The sequence below is a fragment of the Haloarcula sp. JP-Z28 genome, from assembly GCF_011440255.1.
Lineage (GTDB): Archaea > Halobacteriota > Halobacteria > Halobacteriales > Haloarculaceae > Haloarcula > Haloarcula marismortui.
In genome coordinates this window covers 1-16349 of record NZ_JAAOHT010000008.1, presented here as the reverse complement: position 1 = coordinate 16349, position 16349 = coordinate 1, and the positions used below count along the sequence as shown (strand labels likewise).

Below are 16349 nucleotides of genomic sequence, written 5' to 3'. Positions count from 1 at the left end.
TTCCCGGACTCACTCGTTCCAGAACGCACCCGTGAATAGCACGAACACCGGGATTATCTCCAGTCGACCGATCCACATCAGGAATATCATCAGCAGTTTGCTGGTTTCCGGGAAGAGTTCGTAGGTCCCGAACGGCCCCAGAAACCCGAACCCGGGGCCGATATTCCCGATAGTCGCAAGACTTGCGCTGATGGCCTCGAAGACAGTCAGTTCGAGTCCGACACGGCCCGCATCAAGGAGGAGAAACACCGTCGCGATGCCGAACGTGAGCAGGTACAAAAGCGTGAATCCGTATATCGCGTTGATAACGTCCTCATCGATAACCTGCCCGCCGAGCCGAACTGGTCTGACGGCACTGGGATGGGAAGTCGTGAACAGTTGCCGTCGGATGCTCTTGAGGACGACGAGCCAGCGAACGATCTTGACACCGCCACCGGTCGACCCTGCGGAGCCACCGATGAACATCGCGAACAACAGGACTCCCTTTGCGGTGTTACCCCATTCGTCGAAGTTACTGGTCGCGTACCCGGTCGAGTTCAGCAGCGAGGCGACCTGGAACGTGGCTTGCCGGAGCGAGTTCTCCAGTGCTCCCTGTGTCACACCGCCGAATTCGAGCGGCGGCGCGGACCCGGTAAAGAGCAGTCCCCAGAGGATGACGGCCACGCCGGCGTTTGCACCGAGGTACGCCTGGAGTTCACGGTCCTGGAGGAAGGCGGCATACTCGTCCTGCAACAGGAGGTAAAACAACGCGAAGTTCATCCCGGCAATGAGCATGAACGGGATGACGGCCCACTGGACGGCCGGTGAGAAGTAGGCGATGCTCTCAGCCTGTGGCGAGAAGCCGCCGGTCGGCAGCGTTGTGAACCCGTGGGCAACGGCGTTGTAAGCGTCCATATTCGGTGCGTAGCCTGTGTAATGGAGGCCAAGCAGAATGAGGATATACAGAACGGTAAAGCCCAGATAGAACAGCCAGAGGAGTCGGGCAGTCTCGGCTATCTTCGGCGTCAGTTTCTGCAGTTCGGGGCCGGGTGCCTCCGATTCGATCAACTGTGCCCCGTTGACGGCTGCCTCTGGGAGAATGGCGACCATCAGGACGATGATACCCATCCCGCCGAGCCACTGGGTGAGCTGTCGCCACATCAGCAGCGCGTGGGAGTGGCGAGCAAACGATATTTCATCGGTAGCAGTCGCGCCAGTGGTTGTAAACCCGGACATCGACTCGAACAGTGCGTTCACAGGCTCACCGAGCGCTGATTCGGTCCCGTACCCGGCGATAACGTAGGGAATCGCACCGATGACTGCGACAGCCCCCCACGAGAGCCCGACGAACAGCAGCGCTTCGCGTGGCCCGAGTTCGTGGCTGTCGCTGGCTTGCTCCAGTGCAAGGCCGACCACGATGGCAATTGCGATAGAAATCAGGAACACGACGGTATCTTCTCCGTACACGAAACTGATTCCCAGCGGGACCAGCATTGCCACAGCGAGATACTTGGTTACAGTGCCGGTCAGGGCGACGCTCTGTCGCCAGTCGACGCGAACCGACATCACTGAACACCGACCATTACCTGACGCTCACACTCCCGATATGAAAAAGCCCCACGTTCCAACAGCGCTGCTTCCGGCGGAAATGCCCGAAGCAGCGTTGCTGTGGGATTGTGCCCCCACGCCGGGATACCAACATGTACACACCACGGCCTTCCTGGTACTGGTGTAGCGGTTCCGGCGATACCCGATATATTTTCCGAATCAGGATGTATACGTTTAAACTAGATTCGGATATGCGAATTATGTGGATACATTCTTACCTATCCATATGCTTCTTCAGTGTATGAGTAGTAGCCACAACGACACACCCACGGACATTCTTGAACATGTCTTGCTGCCGGTTGCCACCGAAGACGACGCACTTGCCACTGCAACTGCGCTCAAACCATACGAGCCCGAGCAGGTGACTGTGTTACACGTCGTCGAGAAGGGCGAGGGTGTTCCTGACAAGACGCCGGTCGCACAGTCGGAGGAGGTGGCGGCCGAGTCGTACGCGGCCGTCAGGACGGTGTTCCCTGATGCTGACGACCACACCGCATACTCTCGGAACGTTGTCGAGGCTATCTTCGATGCCGCGGACGAGGTCGGAGCGAGCGCCATCGCATACCGGTCCCGCGGTGGCGGCCGTCTCATGCAGTTCCTCTCCGGCGACCTCTCGCTGAAACTCGTCACGAACGCAGCGATACCGGTAATTGCACTTCCGCGAGCGGACTCGGACGAATGAGCGACGACGAACTGGCGAAAGACCTCGGGCTGGTGTCGGCGATGACCATCGGCATTGGAACGATGATCGGTGCCGGAATCTTCGTCCTTCCTGGTGTGGCCGCGAACGCGGCCGGCCCGGTTGTCGTGGTCTCCTTCGTCGTCGGGGGACTGATTGCGATGGTAAACGCACTCTCAGTGTCGGAACTCGGCACAGCGATGCCGAAAGCCGGCGGCGGGTACTACTACATCAACAAGTCTCTCGGGCCGCTGTTTGGCTCGATAGCTGGGATGGGTGACTGGATGGGGTTGGCCTTCGCCTCGGCCTTCTACTGTATCGGGTTCGGCCAGTATCTCGCCGTCTTCGTCCCGCTGCCGGAAGTCGCATTCCTCAATCCCATCCAGATAGGAGCGCTCATCGCGGGGGCAATATTCGTCGCTGTCAACTACATCGGCGCGAAGGAAACCGGTGGTGTTCAGACGGTCATTGTCTTTATTCTGCTCTCGATTCTCACTGTCTTTGCCGTTGCGGGCTTTTTCGCCTTCGACTACGCGACGCTCGCCGGCGCAGACGGCTTAGCACCGTTCGGGACCGGCGCGATTCTTCCGGCGACGGCACTCGTGTTCGTCTCCTTCCTAGGGTACGCAAAGATCGCGACCGTGGCTGAGGAACTCAAGAATCCGGGGCGGAACCTCCCAATCGCTATCATCGGCAGTGTCGGTATCGTGACGGTCATCTACGCTATCCTCGTGTCGATGATGCTGGGCGTCGTTCCGTGGCCGGAGCTTAGTCAGGACGCGCCGGTTGCACAGGCCGCACAACTCGCGTTCCCGGAATCCATCGGTCCAATCGGTGGTGTCGCCGCCGGTGCGGCAGCGGTGATGACGGTTGGCGCGTTGTTGGCAACGGCGTCCTCTGCGAACGCGTCGATTCTCGCCTCGGCTCGTATCAATTTCGCGATGGGCCGGGATAAGATCGTCACGAACTGGCTCAACGAGATTCACCCGAACTACGCCACGCCATATCGCTCGATCCTCGTCACCGGCGGACTCATCATCGTGTTCATCGCGTTCCTCGGGCGGGACATCGAGGTGCTGGCGAAGGCGGCTAGCGTCCTGCACCTCATCGTTTATGCCCTGCTGAACGTGGGGCTCATCGTCTTCCGCGAGACCGATGCGCCGGAGTACGACCCGGATTTCACGGTGCCACTGTACCCCATCACCCCGATACTCGGTGCGGTCCTCTCGCTCGGCCTCGTCGCATTCATGGATAGCATCGAAATCGCACTGTCGGCCGGTTTCGTGCTCGTCGCGGTCGTGTGGTACTTCGTCTACGCGCGCGGGAAAACCACGCAAAAAGGCGTGCTCTCTGACTATATCAGCGACCGGGAGGAACAGCTTCCGGACCAGGTGGTGAACGCGGCCGACGCGGTCGCACCGAACGGAGCTGGCGGACCGACTATCATGGTCGCTCTGGCGAACCCACGTACCGAGAGCGCACTGATTACCCTCGCAAGCGCGCTGGCGCAACACGAGGACGGCCGGGTACTCGCAACCCACATCGCGACTGTCCCGGACCAGACCGCGCTCGAAACCGCCGCCGCGAACAGAGACCGGATCGACGCAACATCAGAGAGCCTGCTGGACACCGCGAAGGCCGATGCCGAGGCGTTCGATGTTCCGATAGAGACGAAGACGATTCTCTCACACCGGGGTATCGAGGAAGTGTTTGATGCGGCCCGGACGAACCACGCCGACACCGTTGTCATGGGCTACGGCGGGACTCAGTTTGCCGGCGGCCGCGCCGAAGGCACGCTGGATGAACTGGCCCACGACTTGCCCTGTGATTTCCTCGTGCTGGACGGGCAGGACCTCGACCTCAGTGATGTCTTGGTTCCGACCGCTGGTGGTCTCTCATCAGACCTCTCGGCTGCGGTCGCCAAAGCTCTCGAAGAAACGTTCGGTGTGGCCGTCTCACTGCTCCACGTTGTCGACCCCGGCGAGGAGGAGAGCGGCCGCCAGTTCATGTACGAGTGGGCGGCTGAGCACGGCCTGTCGGACGCCGAACTCCGTATCGAGACCGGTGACATCGAAGCCACTATTGAACGTCTCGGTCGTGACTACAGTCTGGTTATTGTTGGTGCCACAGAGCGGGGATTGCTGTCACGTATTGTCCGTGGCTCGCTGGTGTTCGATGTCATCGAGACGCTCGATACACCAGTATTGCTGGCCGAGCGCCCGTCGTCGCGGTCCCTCCGGGAGCGGCTGTTCGGTCGGGAGTAACCGCCTACTGTGTCAGACGTGGCCCTGTTCTTTCGCCCCCTCGCGGATCTTCTTCGACCGCTTGCGGACGCGTGAGACGTACCGTTCAATTTTCTCCGGTTTCTCGCCGTAGAACGACGCGGCCCAGTGAACGTCGACGCCGTCCTGCGTGAGGAAGTACGCGACGAGCGTATCACGGCCCGCCTGTATGACTGTCGGCGGCACGCCGCGGTCGCCGGTCCCGGCCTCCTGAAAGCCGTTTACGTCGAAGTACACATCAGCGTACAGCGTCGCCATGTCCGGGTCGTCGAATGCAATTCTCTGGTGATCTGGGGCCTCAAAGCGATACCGTGTCTCGCCGCCAGCAGTGGTCCGTTCGGTGATTCGGACGCCGAGGATATACTCACGATACGTCTCTAAGTCGGTTACAGTGTTTGAGTTGTCAGTCTGAGCCATTTCTTGGGTAAAACCGAAAGCTGGGTAGCTGTCGGAGTGGTGCTTGGTCAGCGGCGTGCCTCGTTAGCTGTTGCTCCCGTTGCCGCTGTGGCCATTCTCGTTACCGTTGTTGCTATTTTCGTTGCCGTTGTTACCGTTGCCGCTGTTGCCGTTACCGCTATTCCCGTTTCTCGTCTTTTCTTCGGGCTCCTGTGGCTCGTAGACGTAGAGCCCGTCGTTCGGGTACGAACGCGCGGGGCCGCCGAAGCCGTCCTCACAGCAGAGGACGCGTCCGTCGTCCATCACGTAGACGTTATCGACGTTCCGGAGCGCGTCGTCGGCGTCTTCTGGCTCGTCGGTGAAGTCGGGGCCGACAATGACCGGTTCGAGCGTCGAGATGTTGTAGTCCGATTCCAGCACACCGCGATAGACGACGCCACCGTCGACGCGGTCCATCTGGATGTCGCCCTCGTCGTTTGCGAGGTCGTCGTTGAACTCCGAAATACCGAAGTAGACTGGGTCGCCCGGTCCGGCACCGTCCTTGCTGTCGACACCCTCTGCTTTGTTGAACTCGATCGATACGCCGATTTCCTTTGCCGCCGCACGGGTTTCGAGGAACGGAACCCGGCGGAGTTCCTCGTCAACGCCGTCAGGACCTTCGGCGTAGTACTGGTCGGCCCACTCGACAATTTCCTCGTTGGTGATGTAGTTCTGGTTGCCGTTCTCGATGACTTCTCGGTCAGCCTCCTCGAGGGCGGCCTCGCGGTCCTCCATCCAGTCAGACCCGGCGTGGACTCGGAGATAGTCAGATTGCGTGATGTCGTCGTATTCGGCAATCCACTCTTCCATTTCCGCGTTGCTTGCACTACCCAGCGGAATCCACTCGATGTCGAGCGAGTACTCAGCCGGAGACTTCCGTGTGCCAACCGTCGACGCGTCCGCCTGTGGGTTCGTAATCTTCGGCGCGTACAGCGTGCCCGACACGTCCATCGGGTCGTCGTACTTCGGAATCCGCTCGTCGGCGACGAACTTGTAGATGCCCTTGCTGTCGCCGTCCGAGCACATATAGACAGTTTGCTCGTCGGCCTGAATGTTCGGTGCCTCCCACGAGGCCCGCCCCATCACGTAGTACTTGACTGGCTGTGGCGGGTCGGCGGTCGGCTCGCGGAAGTCGACGTGGTAGCCATATCGGTACGGGTTCGGATACGTATCAGAGATCGGTTCGGTGCTATTGCTGTTTGAGTTCTGATATGACTGCTCAGAACCGAGATAATACGCGAGGAATTCCACGCCGTCCAGCGCCCAGTATCCCTGGATGCTCCAAGCTTCGTCGCCGTAGTAGTCGTCGACGGCGCTCTGAATCTCAGTCGGGTTCGGTCGGTTCCAGAACTGCGCACCACCGATGCGTCCCTTTCCGGTGCCGGCGTCGACGATGTCACCGACTTGGTTGGTCAGCGACACACGGGGGTGGGCGTAGTTCTCCTCTGAAGAGATCATTGTTCCCCACGGGCTAAGATCGCCGTAACAGTTGATCCGCGTGCCACCGATCTCACGGAACGGCTCCGTGTTCGCCAGGTTGATCGCGTCATCGAGGTCGGCTTCCCACTCGCCGTCGAAAGTCTGGCGCAACGGGATTCGACTGACGTTGCCCGGACTGTTCTCCCAGTTGGTAAACAGGTACCCTTCAGTTCCGTCCTCGTCTGTCGGGACAAACTGATTACAGTCAGGGTTCGTCCCAGCCGCACCGTACTGCGTCCCTTCGAAATTGTCTAGCGTGATGTCCGTTCCGTCCGGCGTCTGCGTCACGCCGAGGCGCTCCTCGCCGTCTTTGATTTTGTCCCGACCGTGTGCGAGGATTTCGTATTCCCCGTCGCCTGACCGGACCTGACGCTGCTCCGCCTCGGTCTGTGGCGTCGACAGCTCGTCGAAGTCGTCGTTAGTCCCATCAAGTTCGAACTGGAAACCACTGAAATAGCCGATTCCAGCAGTGTCGAACGGCTCCGGATTTTCCTCCTCAGGATGCTGGAGACTGTACAGGAGTGCCCCGTTCTGGAAGACAAACGGCCCTGTCACCTCCGCCCCGAACGCTGTCGTCGAAAATCGTTTGAGGTCACCCTTGACAGTCCCCGAGCCGACTGTCTCAGATTCTGCGACCTCATCACCACTTGCCACACCGATGATACTGGCCCCAAGCGCAGCTGCCACCGATTTCGAGAGTACCTGTCGTCGACTAAAATCGACCATGCACCTGTTCAAGCGGAGGGTGGTTTAAAACCGGTTTATAATATGTGCGTATAAGGATATTTTCTGCACAGAGATATCCCGGTTGCAGGGTAACAGACAGTTTGTGAATAAATCACGATGCAGCGCTATTTTTGCCGAATATATTATCTATTAAATATACGAGCCAGATGGCACAGTGCTACAGGAGCAGGACGCTTGTGAGGGGTCTGTCTGCTCCATCAGTGGACTCGGCCCGCAGTCTGTCACAGTGTAGCGGTACTCAGGCGTGGCCCTGTTCTTTTGCCCCCTCGCGGATCTTCTTCGACCGCTTGCGGACGCGTGAGACGTACCGTTCGATTTTCTCTGGTTTCTCGCCGTAAAACGACGCCGCCCAGTGGACATCGACGCCCGCTTGGGTGAGAAAGTAGGCGACCAGCGTATCACGGCCAGCCTGTATGACTGTCGGTGGCACGCCGCGCTCGCCGGTCCCAGCCTCTTGGAAGCCGTTCACGTCGAAGTACACATCAGCGTATAGCGTTGCCATCTCGGGGTCATCGAACTCGACGCCCTCGTGGTCTGGGGCCTCGAACCGATAGCGTGTGTCACCCTCGCCTGTCGGTCGTTCTGCGATGCGTATGCCGAGGATGTACTCGCGATAGGTCGAACTGTCCATCGGTGCAACAGTGGTGTCTGATTGTGGCATGGATAGGTTGGTCTGGTGCTACGGTCGTCGGCTCGTTCTAGCTGCGAGCGCCGCCACCGCAGCGAGTGCGGCGATGGCCAGCGCTATTGGGAGTGGCCCGTTCGCGCTAGTCGTCGACCGGTCGCCGCTATCCGCTGTGGTACCTGCGGCGTTTGCGGTGCCCGCTGACTCGGCTGTGGACTCGCTGGCGGATGACGATGCGTCGGTCATAGCGATCGCTGTCTCCGTCGATGCGCTCGGAGAGACTGCGACCGCCGTCGGCTCGGTCGCAGGTTCGACCACGCCGCCGCCGTCCGCGTCGACCTGACTCGACGCGACGGTCACCTGTGTCTCGCCGCCGGCGACACCGGTGAGTTGGACCGTCGCGAGCGGCACGTCGCTCGCGCCGGGTTCTATCTGCCCGTCGAGGTCAGCCGCCTCAAGCGTGACTGTCCCACCGTCTGAACTAATGACAGGGTCAGTCGTGAGGCCGAGGCGGTCGGGGTAGCTTGCGTTCTCAAATCGGGCGACTGCGGGGTCATCAACGGAGAGTTCGAGCTGGTAGCCGGCCAGTCCGTCCGGTGCGCTGGTGAGAACGACCGGCACGGCCATCGTTTCACCGGCAGCGACGGAGCCGGTCTCGATGCTGATTGCTGGCGTACTCTGCCCTGCAGCGAGCGCGGGGACCGTCCCCGCGAGGAGGACGAGCGCGACGAGCGCGAGCGGGGTGCCAGCGGTTCTGACGCAACCGCGTATCGAAAGGGGGCTGTCGTCTGTCATTGTGTTCCTGTATGGAAAGATGAGAGGGGGTCGGTTGCGGCCGTCAGTTGACCTCTTCGTAGAGCGCCGTCACATCCGCGAAGTCGAGTTTGCCGTTCTCATTGAAGTCGTACGCGCCGGTGTTCAGCTGCACGCTGTCGGAGTCCATATTCGAGAACAGCACCTGCACGTCCTCGTAGTCGAGACGGCCGTTGCCGTTGAGGTCCTCGAAGTGACCGTCGCCGTCGGGGTCGGTCGGCGCGGCGTCGCCGACAACCGTCTGCGGGCCACCCACAACGATGCCGTTTCGAGCTTCTGCCTCGATGGCGTTCCCGTTTTCGTCATCCATCTGCTCGATGGAGACAGTCAGGTCGGTCGTGCCGCCGCCGTTGGCGCGGACATCGAGCGTTGCGAGCGACACATCCCTCGCGCCGGACTGGACGTTCGTGTTGACATCGGCCACGCGAATCGTCGCCGACGAGCCGTCATCGCTGACAGAACTCTCAGTGAGTCCAAGCGCGTCGGGGAATGAGACGCCGGTGATAGACGCGATTTCGGGGTTCGAGACGCTGACGGTGAGCCGAGCGCCGGAGAAGCCAGCAGGGAGCGACGAGGCAGTCAGCGAGACGGTACCCGTCGACCCACTCCCGACCGCGGCGGAGTTGGCGCTGACGGTGACGGTCGGCTGGTAGACATAGAGCCCGTCGTTCGGGTACGAGCGCGCGGGGCCGCCGAAGCCGTCCTCACAGCAGAGGACGCGACCATCACGCATCGTGTAGACGTTGTCGATGTTCCGGAGTGCGTCGTTTGCGTCTTCTGGCTCGTCGGTGAAGTCGGGGCCGGTGATGACCGGTTCGAGCGTCGAGACGTTGTAATCCGATTCCAGCACACCGCGATAGACGACGCCGCCGTCGACGCGGTCCATCTGGATGTCGCCGGTGTCGTTTGCGAGGTCGTCGTTGAACTCCGAAATGCCGAAGTAGATGAAATCGCCGGGCTGTGAGTTATCCACGGTGTCGACACCCTCGGCCTTGTTGAACTCGATGGTCGCACCGATCTCCTTGGCGGCTGCGCGGGTCTCAAGGAACGGGATGCGACGGAGTTCTTCGTCGACGCCGTCGGGACCGTTGTCCTCGTACTGTTCGGCCCACTCGACGATGTCCTCGTTCGTGATGTAACTCTGATTGCCGCTTGCGCTCTGGAGGACTGTAAGGTCGGCTTCTCTGACCGCGTCGGACACCGAGACGTCCGTCCCGATTTCGTCCACACTGTATTCGGTGTGCTCCGTGATGTAGTCGGCCTGCGTGACGTCGTCGTACTCCGCGATCCACTCGGCAGCCTCGCCGTTCGTGGCGTGACCGAGCTCCATCCATTCGATTTCCAGCGGAGTCTGTGCGGGAGAGTTACGTTGACCGGCTTCGGCGGCGTTGGCCGCGTCGTTGGTAATCTTTGGCGCGTACAGCGTGCCTGCGATGTCGTCGGTGTTGTCGTACTCCGGAATTGGCTCGTCGGCGACGAACTTGTAGATGCCCTTGCTATCGCCGTCCGAACAGCCGTAGACAGTCCGCTGGTCGCCTTGGATATCGGGTGCTTCCCAGGCGGCCCGACCCATGACGTAGTACTTCATCGGACTCGGCGTCTCGGCAGCCGGTTCCCGGATGTCGACGAAGTACCCGTAGCGGTACGGGTTCGGGTAGACGTCATCGATTAGCGTCATATCGTTCCCGTCCTCAGTCTGGTCGACCGTGTCCGCACCGAGGTAGTACGCCGCCTTCTCGACACCGGCCTGAGACCAGTAGCCCTGAATAGTGAACTCTTCCTCAATGTCACCGGCCTCAACGTAGTCACCGAGTGCCTCCCCGATCTCCGACGGATTCGGACGGTTCCAGAACTGACAGCCACCGATTTTTCCGACACCGGTGCCGGACTCCACGATGTCGCCCACTGTGTGCGTGTATGAGACGCGCGGGTGGCTGTAGTTCTCCTCGGCGGAAATCATCGTCTCCCACGGGCTGAGGTCACCGTAGCAGTTGACCCACGTCCCGCCGATATCGCGGAACGGCTCAGTGTTGACGACGTTGAGTGTCATGTCCGAACCGACATCGGCACTCCACTCACCACTCTCATCCTGACTTATTGGGACTCGCGAGATGCAACCGGGGTAGTTCTCCCAGTTTGTGAACAGATATCCTTCGGTGCCCTCGTCGTCTGTTGCGACGAACTGGTTGCAGTCCGGATTTTGCCCATAGCCACCACTGCTTCCATTGAGCGCAGTAAGGTCGACGCCATCGGGTGTCTGTGGGACACCGAGGCGCTCCTCGCCGCCCTGAATCTCTTCGCGGCCCTGAATAAGGACCTCGTAGTCACCGGCCGCTGACCGGACTTGACGCTGTTTCTCTTCGGTGTCCGGAATCCCCACCTCCGAGAAATCGTCGTTACTCCCGTCGAACTCGAACTGGAAGCCGCTGAAATAGCCCACCGCGGCCCGTCCAAACGGTTCGGGGTTCTCTCCTTCCGGGTGCTGGAGGCTGTACAGCAGTGACCCGTCCTCGAAGACGAACGGTCCCGTCACCTCCGCGCCGAATGCCGTCGTCGAGAAGCGTTTGAGACTTCCGGCGACGCTCGGTGCCCCGGGTGTGTCTGTTTCTTCGACCTCTTCCCCACTTGCCACGCCGATGACGCTGGCCCCAAGTGCAGCAGCCACCGACTGTGAAAGTACCTGCCGTCGAGTGAAATCGACCATGCGAGTGAGAGGTAGCAGTGATTATTAAAGCAAGTTTATAATATTTGTATGATGTATTAAGAGAGGTCTTGGTACATCGGATACACACGTACTGCTAATTTTCCAGATGTATAAGAAATAGTACTATTTTTGCGGAATACGTACTGAATAGCTCTGACAACATCCGCTCACGGACCTGTTGGAGCCCACCTACTTACCAGTAAGTGCTACGGGGAGCTGACACTACCCCCATACCACGATATGTCAGGTTGAAAATTAAACAGGTCGTCGCCGTGAAGCGCGGGACGAACGGCTACATCCCCATGTCGGCGGCCGGGTCGGGGACCGGAAGCACGTTCGGGGACACACCGAGCAGTTCCGCCGCGTGGTCAAGCGCCATGTCGAAGCCGTAGTACCGCTCCAGTTCGTCGCCGTCAGCGGTCGGGCGGACCTTCAGCATCGCGTACCCCTCGATATTCTGTGCGACCGCGGCGCTCCCGCCGTTGCTCTCGAATATCAGTAGCCGTTCCTCGTCGGTCTCTCGGTACGTGGCCGTGATGCCGTCGGCCGACGCCTCGACGGGGAGTTCGGAATCGGTCATCAGCGGTACTATGAACCGGGGGCATGCGAACCTGACGGTCCGTTCGAAATCATAAACGCGAAGCGGACGGCCCGCCACGAACGCCTATGTCGAAGTGGCTCCAGAGTGGTCGCCGACGCGATATGTGTGTCCTGCTGGCCGCCGCCGAAGACGGGGAACTCTCCGGCCAGCGGCTGAAGACACGGCTCGAACGCCGGTATGACACACGGATCGAACCGAAGAGCTTCTACGGTGCGCTTGACGCCCTAGAGTCGGCCGGGTTCGTCGAACACCGCGAGGACGGCATCGCCGACAAGTACTCGCTGACCGACGCCGGCAAGCGACGACTTCGAGCCCAGTTCGAGTGGATGCGCGAGGCGCTTGGTGAGGACGGTTGACGGCGCTGCTTGCCAGCCTCTGCTGGATTTCGTTGCGCCGCCGTTGATGGGGTACCCTTTTTGTGACCGCTCCCACAGAACACAGGTATGTCCCTGTCCCGCTCGCTCCTCCTGGCAGGCCTGGACGCCCTCCCGTTCGCGGCGCTCGCCAGCGTCGCAACGTACGTCTTCGCACGCACAGCTGTTCAGCCGTCGGAAGTTGTCGGGATGCTCGCCGGGACCGTCGGCGTGGCGGTACTCCTCGCGCTCGGAACAATCAGTGCGAACTGCTACCGTGCGGACGGAAAGCCGTTTTACTTCACGCGTGCGGTGGTCGTCGAAGCGCTCCTCTCGTTTCCCTAATCGAGAAGCTCGCTGGCAATCGTGTTGCGGAGGACCTCGCTGGTGCCCTCGTAAATCTCGTTGAGTTTCGCGTCGCGGTAGAACCGCTCGGCCGGGAAGTCCTTCGTGTAGCCGTAGCCGCCGTGGACCTGAATGCCCTCGTTCGCCACTTCACGGGACACCTCTGAGGCGTACAGTTTGGCCTGGGCGGCCTCTTTGACGAATGACTCGCCGGCCATCTTCTTGTCGGCCGCCTGATGCATCAGCAGGCGGGCGGCCTGCGTTTTCGTGTCCATGTCGGCGAGCTTGTGCTGGATGGCCTGGAAGTCGCTGATGGGCTGGTCGAACTGCTCGCGGTCCTGGGCGTATTGTAGCGCCTCGTCCAGCGCCGCCTGAGCGATGCCGACACCGCGGGCCGCAATGGTGATGCGGCCGCCGTTGAGTGTCTTGAGCGCGTGGACGAATCCGCGGCCTTCCTCTCCGAGCATCCGGTCGGCGGGGATACGCATCTCGTCGAACCGGAGTTCAGCGGTCGGACAGCCCTTATCGCCGAGTTTGTGCTCGGTCCCTTCGACGATGAAGCCGTCGTCCTCCTCGGGGCGGACGATGAACGACGAGATGCCCTTGTTGCCGGCCTCGGGGTCGGTCTTGGCGAACAGGACAACAGTGTCGGCGACGGAGCCGTTGGAAATCCAGAGCTTGCCGCCGTTGACCAGATAGGCGTCACCGCCGTCAACCGGTTCGGCGGTGGTGTCCATCGCCGGTACGTCACTGCCTGCGCCCGCTTCGGAGAGGGCGAACGCGCCGATTTCCTCACCCGCTGCCAGCGGCGTGAGGTAGGTCTCCTTCTGGGCCTCGTTGCCGAACTCGTAGATCATGTTGCAGGCCAGCGAGATGTGTGCGGCGACGATTGTGCCGAGCCCGCCGCTTCCCCGCGAAATCTCTTCGAGGGCCATGGCGTAGCTGTGATAGTCTAGTTCGGCCCCGCCGTACTCCTCCGGAATCGGCATCCCCATCAGGCCGAGGTCGGCCATCTCGTCAACGAGGTCCCACGGGAACTCGTCGGTTTCGTCGATCTCCGCTGCCCGCGGCTTGACCTCGTCGTCGACGAACTCCGCGACCATGTCCTGTATCTGGCGTTGTTCCTGTGTGGGGCTAAAGTCCATGACAGATTCTAACGCGGGTTGGGTCTTTACTGTTGGCCAACGCGCGGCCCGTTGCCGGGTATCGTATTCGGCCTGCTACTGTCGGCGTTTGTCACCGCAGAGTGGTCAGTCGTAATCGTAGAAGCCCTGCCCGGACTTCTTCCCGAGGTCGCCGGCCGCGACTTTCCGTTTGAGTAGGTATGCGGGCTTGTAGCGGTCTCCCAGCTCTTCATACAGCGTTTCAGAGGCGTCGAGAACCACATCAAGACCGATGTGGTCGGCCAGTTCGAGCGGGCCCATCGGGACGTTCGTCCCGAGAGTCAGCCCACGGTCGATGTCGGCCTTGTCGGCGACACCCTCGTCGTACGCGCGAACGCCTTCGTTGATCCAGGGCATCAGCACACGGTTCACCACGAAGCCGGGCTTGTCGTCGGCCTCCCAGGTTTCCTTGCCGATGTCGTGGGCGAACTCCCGCCCCAGCGTCACCGTCTCGTCACTGGTTTTCTCGCCAACGACAAGCTCGACGCCTTTCATGACCGGTACGGGATTCATGAAGTGCAATCCGAGGACCTGTTCGGGTCGCTCGGTAACACTAGCGATAGTCGTAATCGAGAGCGTGCTCGTGTTGCTGGCTAGCACTGTGTCCGGCCCACAGACGGCATCGAGATCCTCGAATACAGACTGCTTGATATCCATGTCTTCCGTCACGGCCTCAACGGCGAGGTCGGCATCCGCGAGGTCGTCCATCTCGGTAGTTCCAGTGATGCGGGCTGTTGCCGCTTCTGCCTCTTGTTCTGTCACTGTATCCCGCGCAACGAGTGTCTCAAAGCTCGACTGAATCTCCTCAAACCCGGCGGCAACCAGTTCATCTGTCATATCGCGCATGACGACGTTGTAGCCGGCCGTCGCCGCGACCTGCGCGATGCCGTTGCCCATCGTTCCAGCCCCGACGACGCCGACGGTGTCTACTTTTTCGAGATGCATACCGGCGTCTTCGTCGGGTGGTCGTGTAAGTCTGCCGACGGTATCGGACTGTCACAGGACTGGAATTCTACCGAGAGAATCTGTCACAGGCTTAGCGGCAAGCACTGCCCCGCGGCTGAATATTCACTCGAAATGTAGTAAATGTCAGCAAAAAGATACTTATGGTGTGCCGGAGAACCAACTGGTGATGAGAGACCCTGCGGGCAGCAGGCTCGGAGAAAATTCGACTGGTCACCGAATGGCCAGTCTCTGCCCTTACACCTGACAAATGAGTAAGTCACTCGACATTTCGACCACCGAAGCCGAGCAGACAGTCACGGAAGTCATCGACACCATCGTCGCGACGACACCGGACGTCCGCCGCGCTGTTGCCGACTACCGTGGCCAGAGCAACTCCGTCAACCCCACTGGCGACGACCAGCTCGCGGCTGACCTGCGCGCCGACGAACTGTTCGAACAGCGGGTGCTGGGCATCGACGGCGTTGCCTCCTACGCTAGCGAGGAACGCGCGGACGTGAAAACGACAGACGGTCGCCTGCATGTCGCGATGGACCCCCTCGATGGGTCGAGCAACCTCGAACCCAACAGCGGGATGGGGACGATTTTCGGCATCTACAGCGAACAGCCACCGACTGTCGGTACCAATCTCCTCGCCGCCGGGTTCGTCATCTACGGTCCGATCACCTCGATGGTCGTTGCTCGGGACGGCAGCGTCCGCGAGTATATCCTTGAAGACGGCGACAAGCGGGTCGTCGACGACGACGTGACAGTCCCTGAAGACCCCACCGTATTCGGGTTTGGCGGCGGCGTCGACTCTTGGACCGACGAGTTCGAATCCTACGCCGAGGCGGTCCGTCACGAACTGAAACTCCGCTACGGCGGGGCGATGGTCGCGGACATCAATCAGGTACTCACCTACGGCGGCATCTTCTCGTACCCCGCACTTGAATCACGCCCCGAGGGGAAACTCCGGGTCCAGTTCGAGGGCCACCCGATGGCCTACATCCTTGAGTCAGCCGGCGGTCGGTCCTCCGACGGCGACCAGTCGTTACTTGAGATCGAACCCGACGAGCTACACGAGCGGACGCCGCTGTATCTCGGGAACGACGGCCTGATCGACCGTCTCGAAGCGAATATCGACTGACGACCCGGCTTCTGTCATTTAGTATCCGAGATAGATCGCCAGCGCTTTGAGAACGCCGTACAGCCCGACAGCGACGCCCAGTAGCCCACCGAGGACGGTTCCGACGATGCCGTCAGGCCACAGCGAGAGCGGGTTCGGAACGCCGATCGACGGGAGCGCTGGAATCGGGAGACCACCGCTGTCACCCGTCACGTTCCCGACGCGCTGCCCGTCGACCGTTAGCTCGCCGGTCCTGTTTTCCGGAACGGAGCGGGCAAACTCCGTCGTTCGCGTCTCGCCAGCAGGGACGGTGACCGTCCGCGTTGTCAGTATCGAGGTGTTGAGCGCGACGATTACGTTGTGGTCGCCGCTCGCAGTGCCCCGGTTTTCCAGCTCGACAGTGATGACGGTCCGGTCGCCGGGACTGAGCGTCGATGGAGCAGCCGTGGCGTTCGTGACCACGATATC

General features: G+C 60.8%; 14 protein-coding genes and 1 pseudogene. 5 read left to right on the top strand and 10 right to left on the bottom strand.

From position 1 onward, the window contains the following. Positions 1 to 9: 9 nt before the first annotated feature. Positions 10 to 1545 (bottom strand): TrkH family potassium uptake protein, encoded by a 1536-nt coding sequence (locus G9463_RS05415; protein WP_165896194.1) that lies wholly within the window; start codon positions 1543 to 1545, stop codon positions 10 to 12. Positions 1546 to 1828: 283 nt separating this feature from the next. On the opposite strand from G9463_RS05415, the gene G9463_RS05410 reads away from it, so the two are divergent. Both G9463_RS05410 and G9463_RS05405 read left to right on the top strand, forming a co-directional pair. Continuing rightward, entirely contained in the window at positions 1829 to 2269 is a 441-nt protein-coding gene (locus G9463_RS05410) for a universal stress protein (protein ID WP_165896193.1), read from the top strand. Further along, positions 2266 to 4530 carry an amino acid permease gene (locus tag G9463_RS05405; RefSeq protein ID WP_011223214.1) on the top strand — a complete coding sequence of 755 codons (2265 nt, stop codon included), beginning with the start codon at positions 2266 to 2268 and terminating at the stop codon, positions 4528 to 4530. The genes G9463_RS05410 and G9463_RS05405 overlap by 4 nt, the downstream gene beginning before the upstream one ends. A gap of 12 nt (positions 4531 to 4542) precedes the next feature. Here G9463_RS05405 and G9463_RS05400 read toward each other — a convergent pair whose 3' ends face one another. The 6 genes from G9463_RS05400 to G9463_RS05375 all read right to left on the bottom strand — a co-directional run bounded on the left by G9463_RS05400 (position 4543) and on the right by G9463_RS05375 (position 11931). After that, the gene (locus G9463_RS05400) at positions 4543 to 4965 is read right to left on the bottom strand and encodes a hypothetical protein (RefSeq protein WP_165896192.1); all 423 of its coding nucleotides are present in this window, start codon (positions 4963 to 4965) and stop codon (positions 4543 to 4545) included. Positions 4966 to 5028: 63 nt separating this feature from the next. Next, positions 5029 to 7188, bottom strand: coding sequence for an alkaline phosphatase PhoX (locus tag G9463_RS05395; RefSeq protein WP_165896191.1), 2160 nt, complete (start codon positions 7186 to 7188; stop codon positions 5029 to 5031). 259 nt (positions 7189 to 7447) lie between these two features. After that, a complete protein-coding gene (locus G9463_RS05390; RefSeq protein WP_011223217.1) occupies positions 7448 to 7870 on the bottom strand; it encodes a hypothetical protein in 423 nt (140 codons plus the stop codon). Between the two features lie 18 nt (positions 7871 to 7888). Further along, positions 7889 to 8629, bottom strand: a complete 741-nt coding sequence (locus G9463_RS05385) for a cell surface protein (protein WP_165896190.1) — start codon at positions 8627 to 8629, stop codon at positions 7889 to 7891. 43 nt (positions 8630 to 8672) lie between these two features. Continuing rightward, a complete protein-coding gene (locus G9463_RS05380) occupies positions 8673 to 11351 on the bottom strand; it encodes an alkaline phosphatase PhoX (RefSeq protein ID WP_165896189.1) in 2679 nt (892 codons plus the stop codon). A 292-nt stretch (positions 11352 to 11643) separates the two neighbouring features. Continuing rightward, positions 11644 to 11931, bottom strand: coding sequence for a hypothetical protein (locus G9463_RS05375; RefSeq protein ID WP_011223220.1), 288 nt, complete (start codon positions 11929 to 11931; stop codon positions 11644 to 11646). A gap of 86 nt (positions 11932 to 12017) precedes the next feature. Here G9463_RS05375 and G9463_RS05370 point away from each other — a divergent pair, with 86 nt between their 5' ends. Both G9463_RS05370 and G9463_RS05365 read left to right on the top strand, forming a co-directional pair. After that, on the top strand, positions 12018 to 12308 hold the full coding sequence (locus tag G9463_RS05370) for a PadR family transcriptional regulator (RefSeq protein ID WP_165896188.1): 291 nt from the start codon (positions 12018 to 12020) through the stop codon (positions 12306 to 12308). Between the two features lie 87 nt (positions 12309 to 12395). Next, entirely contained in the window at positions 12396 to 12650 is a 255-nt protein-coding gene (locus G9463_RS05365) for a hypothetical protein (protein WP_165896187.1), read from the top strand. Here the strand turns inward: G9463_RS05365 and G9463_RS05360 are convergent. Continuing rightward, positions 12647 to 13795: an acyl-CoA dehydrogenase gene (locus G9463_RS05360; protein ID WP_007187807.1), complete on the bottom strand. Its 1149-nt coding sequence runs from the start codon at positions 13793 to 13795 to the stop codon at positions 12647 to 12649. The genes G9463_RS05365 and G9463_RS05360 overlap by 4 nt on opposite strands. Positions 13796 to 13900: 105 nt before the next feature. After that, entirely contained in the window at positions 13901 to 14758 is an 858-nt protein-coding gene (locus G9463_RS05355; RefSeq protein ID WP_165896186.1) for a 3-hydroxyacyl-CoA dehydrogenase family protein, read from the bottom strand. A 268-nt stretch (positions 14759 to 15026) separates the two neighbouring features. Here G9463_RS05355 and G9463_RS05350 point away from each other — a divergent pair, with 268 nt between their 5' ends. After that, the gene (locus G9463_RS05350; protein ID WP_165896185.1) at positions 15027 to 15902 is read left to right on the top strand and encodes a class 1 fructose-bisphosphatase; all 876 of its coding nucleotides are present in this window, start codon (positions 15027 to 15029) and stop codon (positions 15900 to 15902) included. Between the two features lie 18 nt (positions 15903 to 15920). On the opposite strand, the pseudogene G9463_RS05345 reads toward G9463_RS05350, so the two are convergent. Then, positions 15921 to 16349 (bottom strand): annotated as a pseudogene (locus G9463_RS05345) (PKD domain-containing protein); the annotation flags it as partial.

Excerpts from the sequence above, each read along its gene's own strand:
- G9463_RS05415 (WP_165896194.1), bottom strand. The coding sequence starts at position 1,545 with ATGTCGGTTCGCGTCGACTGGCGACAGAGCGTCGCCCTGACCGGCACT.
- G9463_RS05410 (WP_165896193.1), top strand. The coding sequence starts at position 1,829 with ATGAGTAGTAGCCACAACGACACACCCACGGACATTCTTGAACATGTC.
- G9463_RS05405 (WP_011223214.1), top strand. The coding sequence starts at position 2,266 with ATGAGCGACGACGAACTGGCGAAAGACCTCGGGCTGGTGTCGGCGATG.
- G9463_RS05400 (WP_165896192.1), bottom strand. The coding sequence starts at position 4,965 with ATGGCTCAGACTGACAACTCAAACACTGTAACCGACTTAGAGACGTAT.
- G9463_RS05395 (WP_165896191.1), bottom strand. The coding sequence starts at position 7,188 with ATGGTCGATTTTAGTCGACGACAGGTACTCTCGAAATCGGTGGCAGCT.
- G9463_RS05390 (WP_011223217.1), bottom strand. The coding sequence starts at position 7,870 with ATGCCACAATCAGACACCACTGTTGCACCGATGGACAGTTCGACCTAT.
- G9463_RS05385 (WP_165896190.1), bottom strand. The coding sequence starts at position 8,629 with ATGACAGACGACAGCCCCCTTTCGATACGCGGTTGCGTCAGAACCGCT.
- G9463_RS05380 (WP_165896189.1), bottom strand. The coding sequence starts at position 11,351 with ATGGTCGATTTCACTCGACGGCAGGTACTTTCACAGTCGGTGGCTGCT.
- G9463_RS05375 (WP_011223220.1), bottom strand. The coding sequence starts at position 11,931 with ATGACCGATTCCGAACTCCCCGTCGAGGCGTCGGCCGACGGCATCACG.
- G9463_RS05370 (WP_165896188.1), top strand. The coding sequence starts at position 12,018 with ATGTCGAAGTGGCTCCAGAGTGGTCGCCGACGCGATATGTGTGTCCTG.
- G9463_RS05365 (WP_165896187.1), top strand. The coding sequence starts at position 12,396 with ATGTCCCTGTCCCGCTCGCTCCTCCTGGCAGGCCTGGACGCCCTCCCG.
- G9463_RS05360 (WP_007187807.1), bottom strand. The coding sequence starts at position 13,795 with ATGGACTTTAGCCCCACACAGGAACAACGCCAGATACAGGACATGGTC.
- G9463_RS05355 (WP_165896186.1), bottom strand. The coding sequence starts at position 14,758 with ATGCATCTCGAAAAAGTAGACACCGTCGGCGTCGTCGGGGCTGGAACG.
- G9463_RS05350 (WP_165896185.1), top strand. The coding sequence starts at position 15,027 with ATGAGTAAGTCACTCGACATTTCGACCACCGAAGCCGAGCAGACAGTC.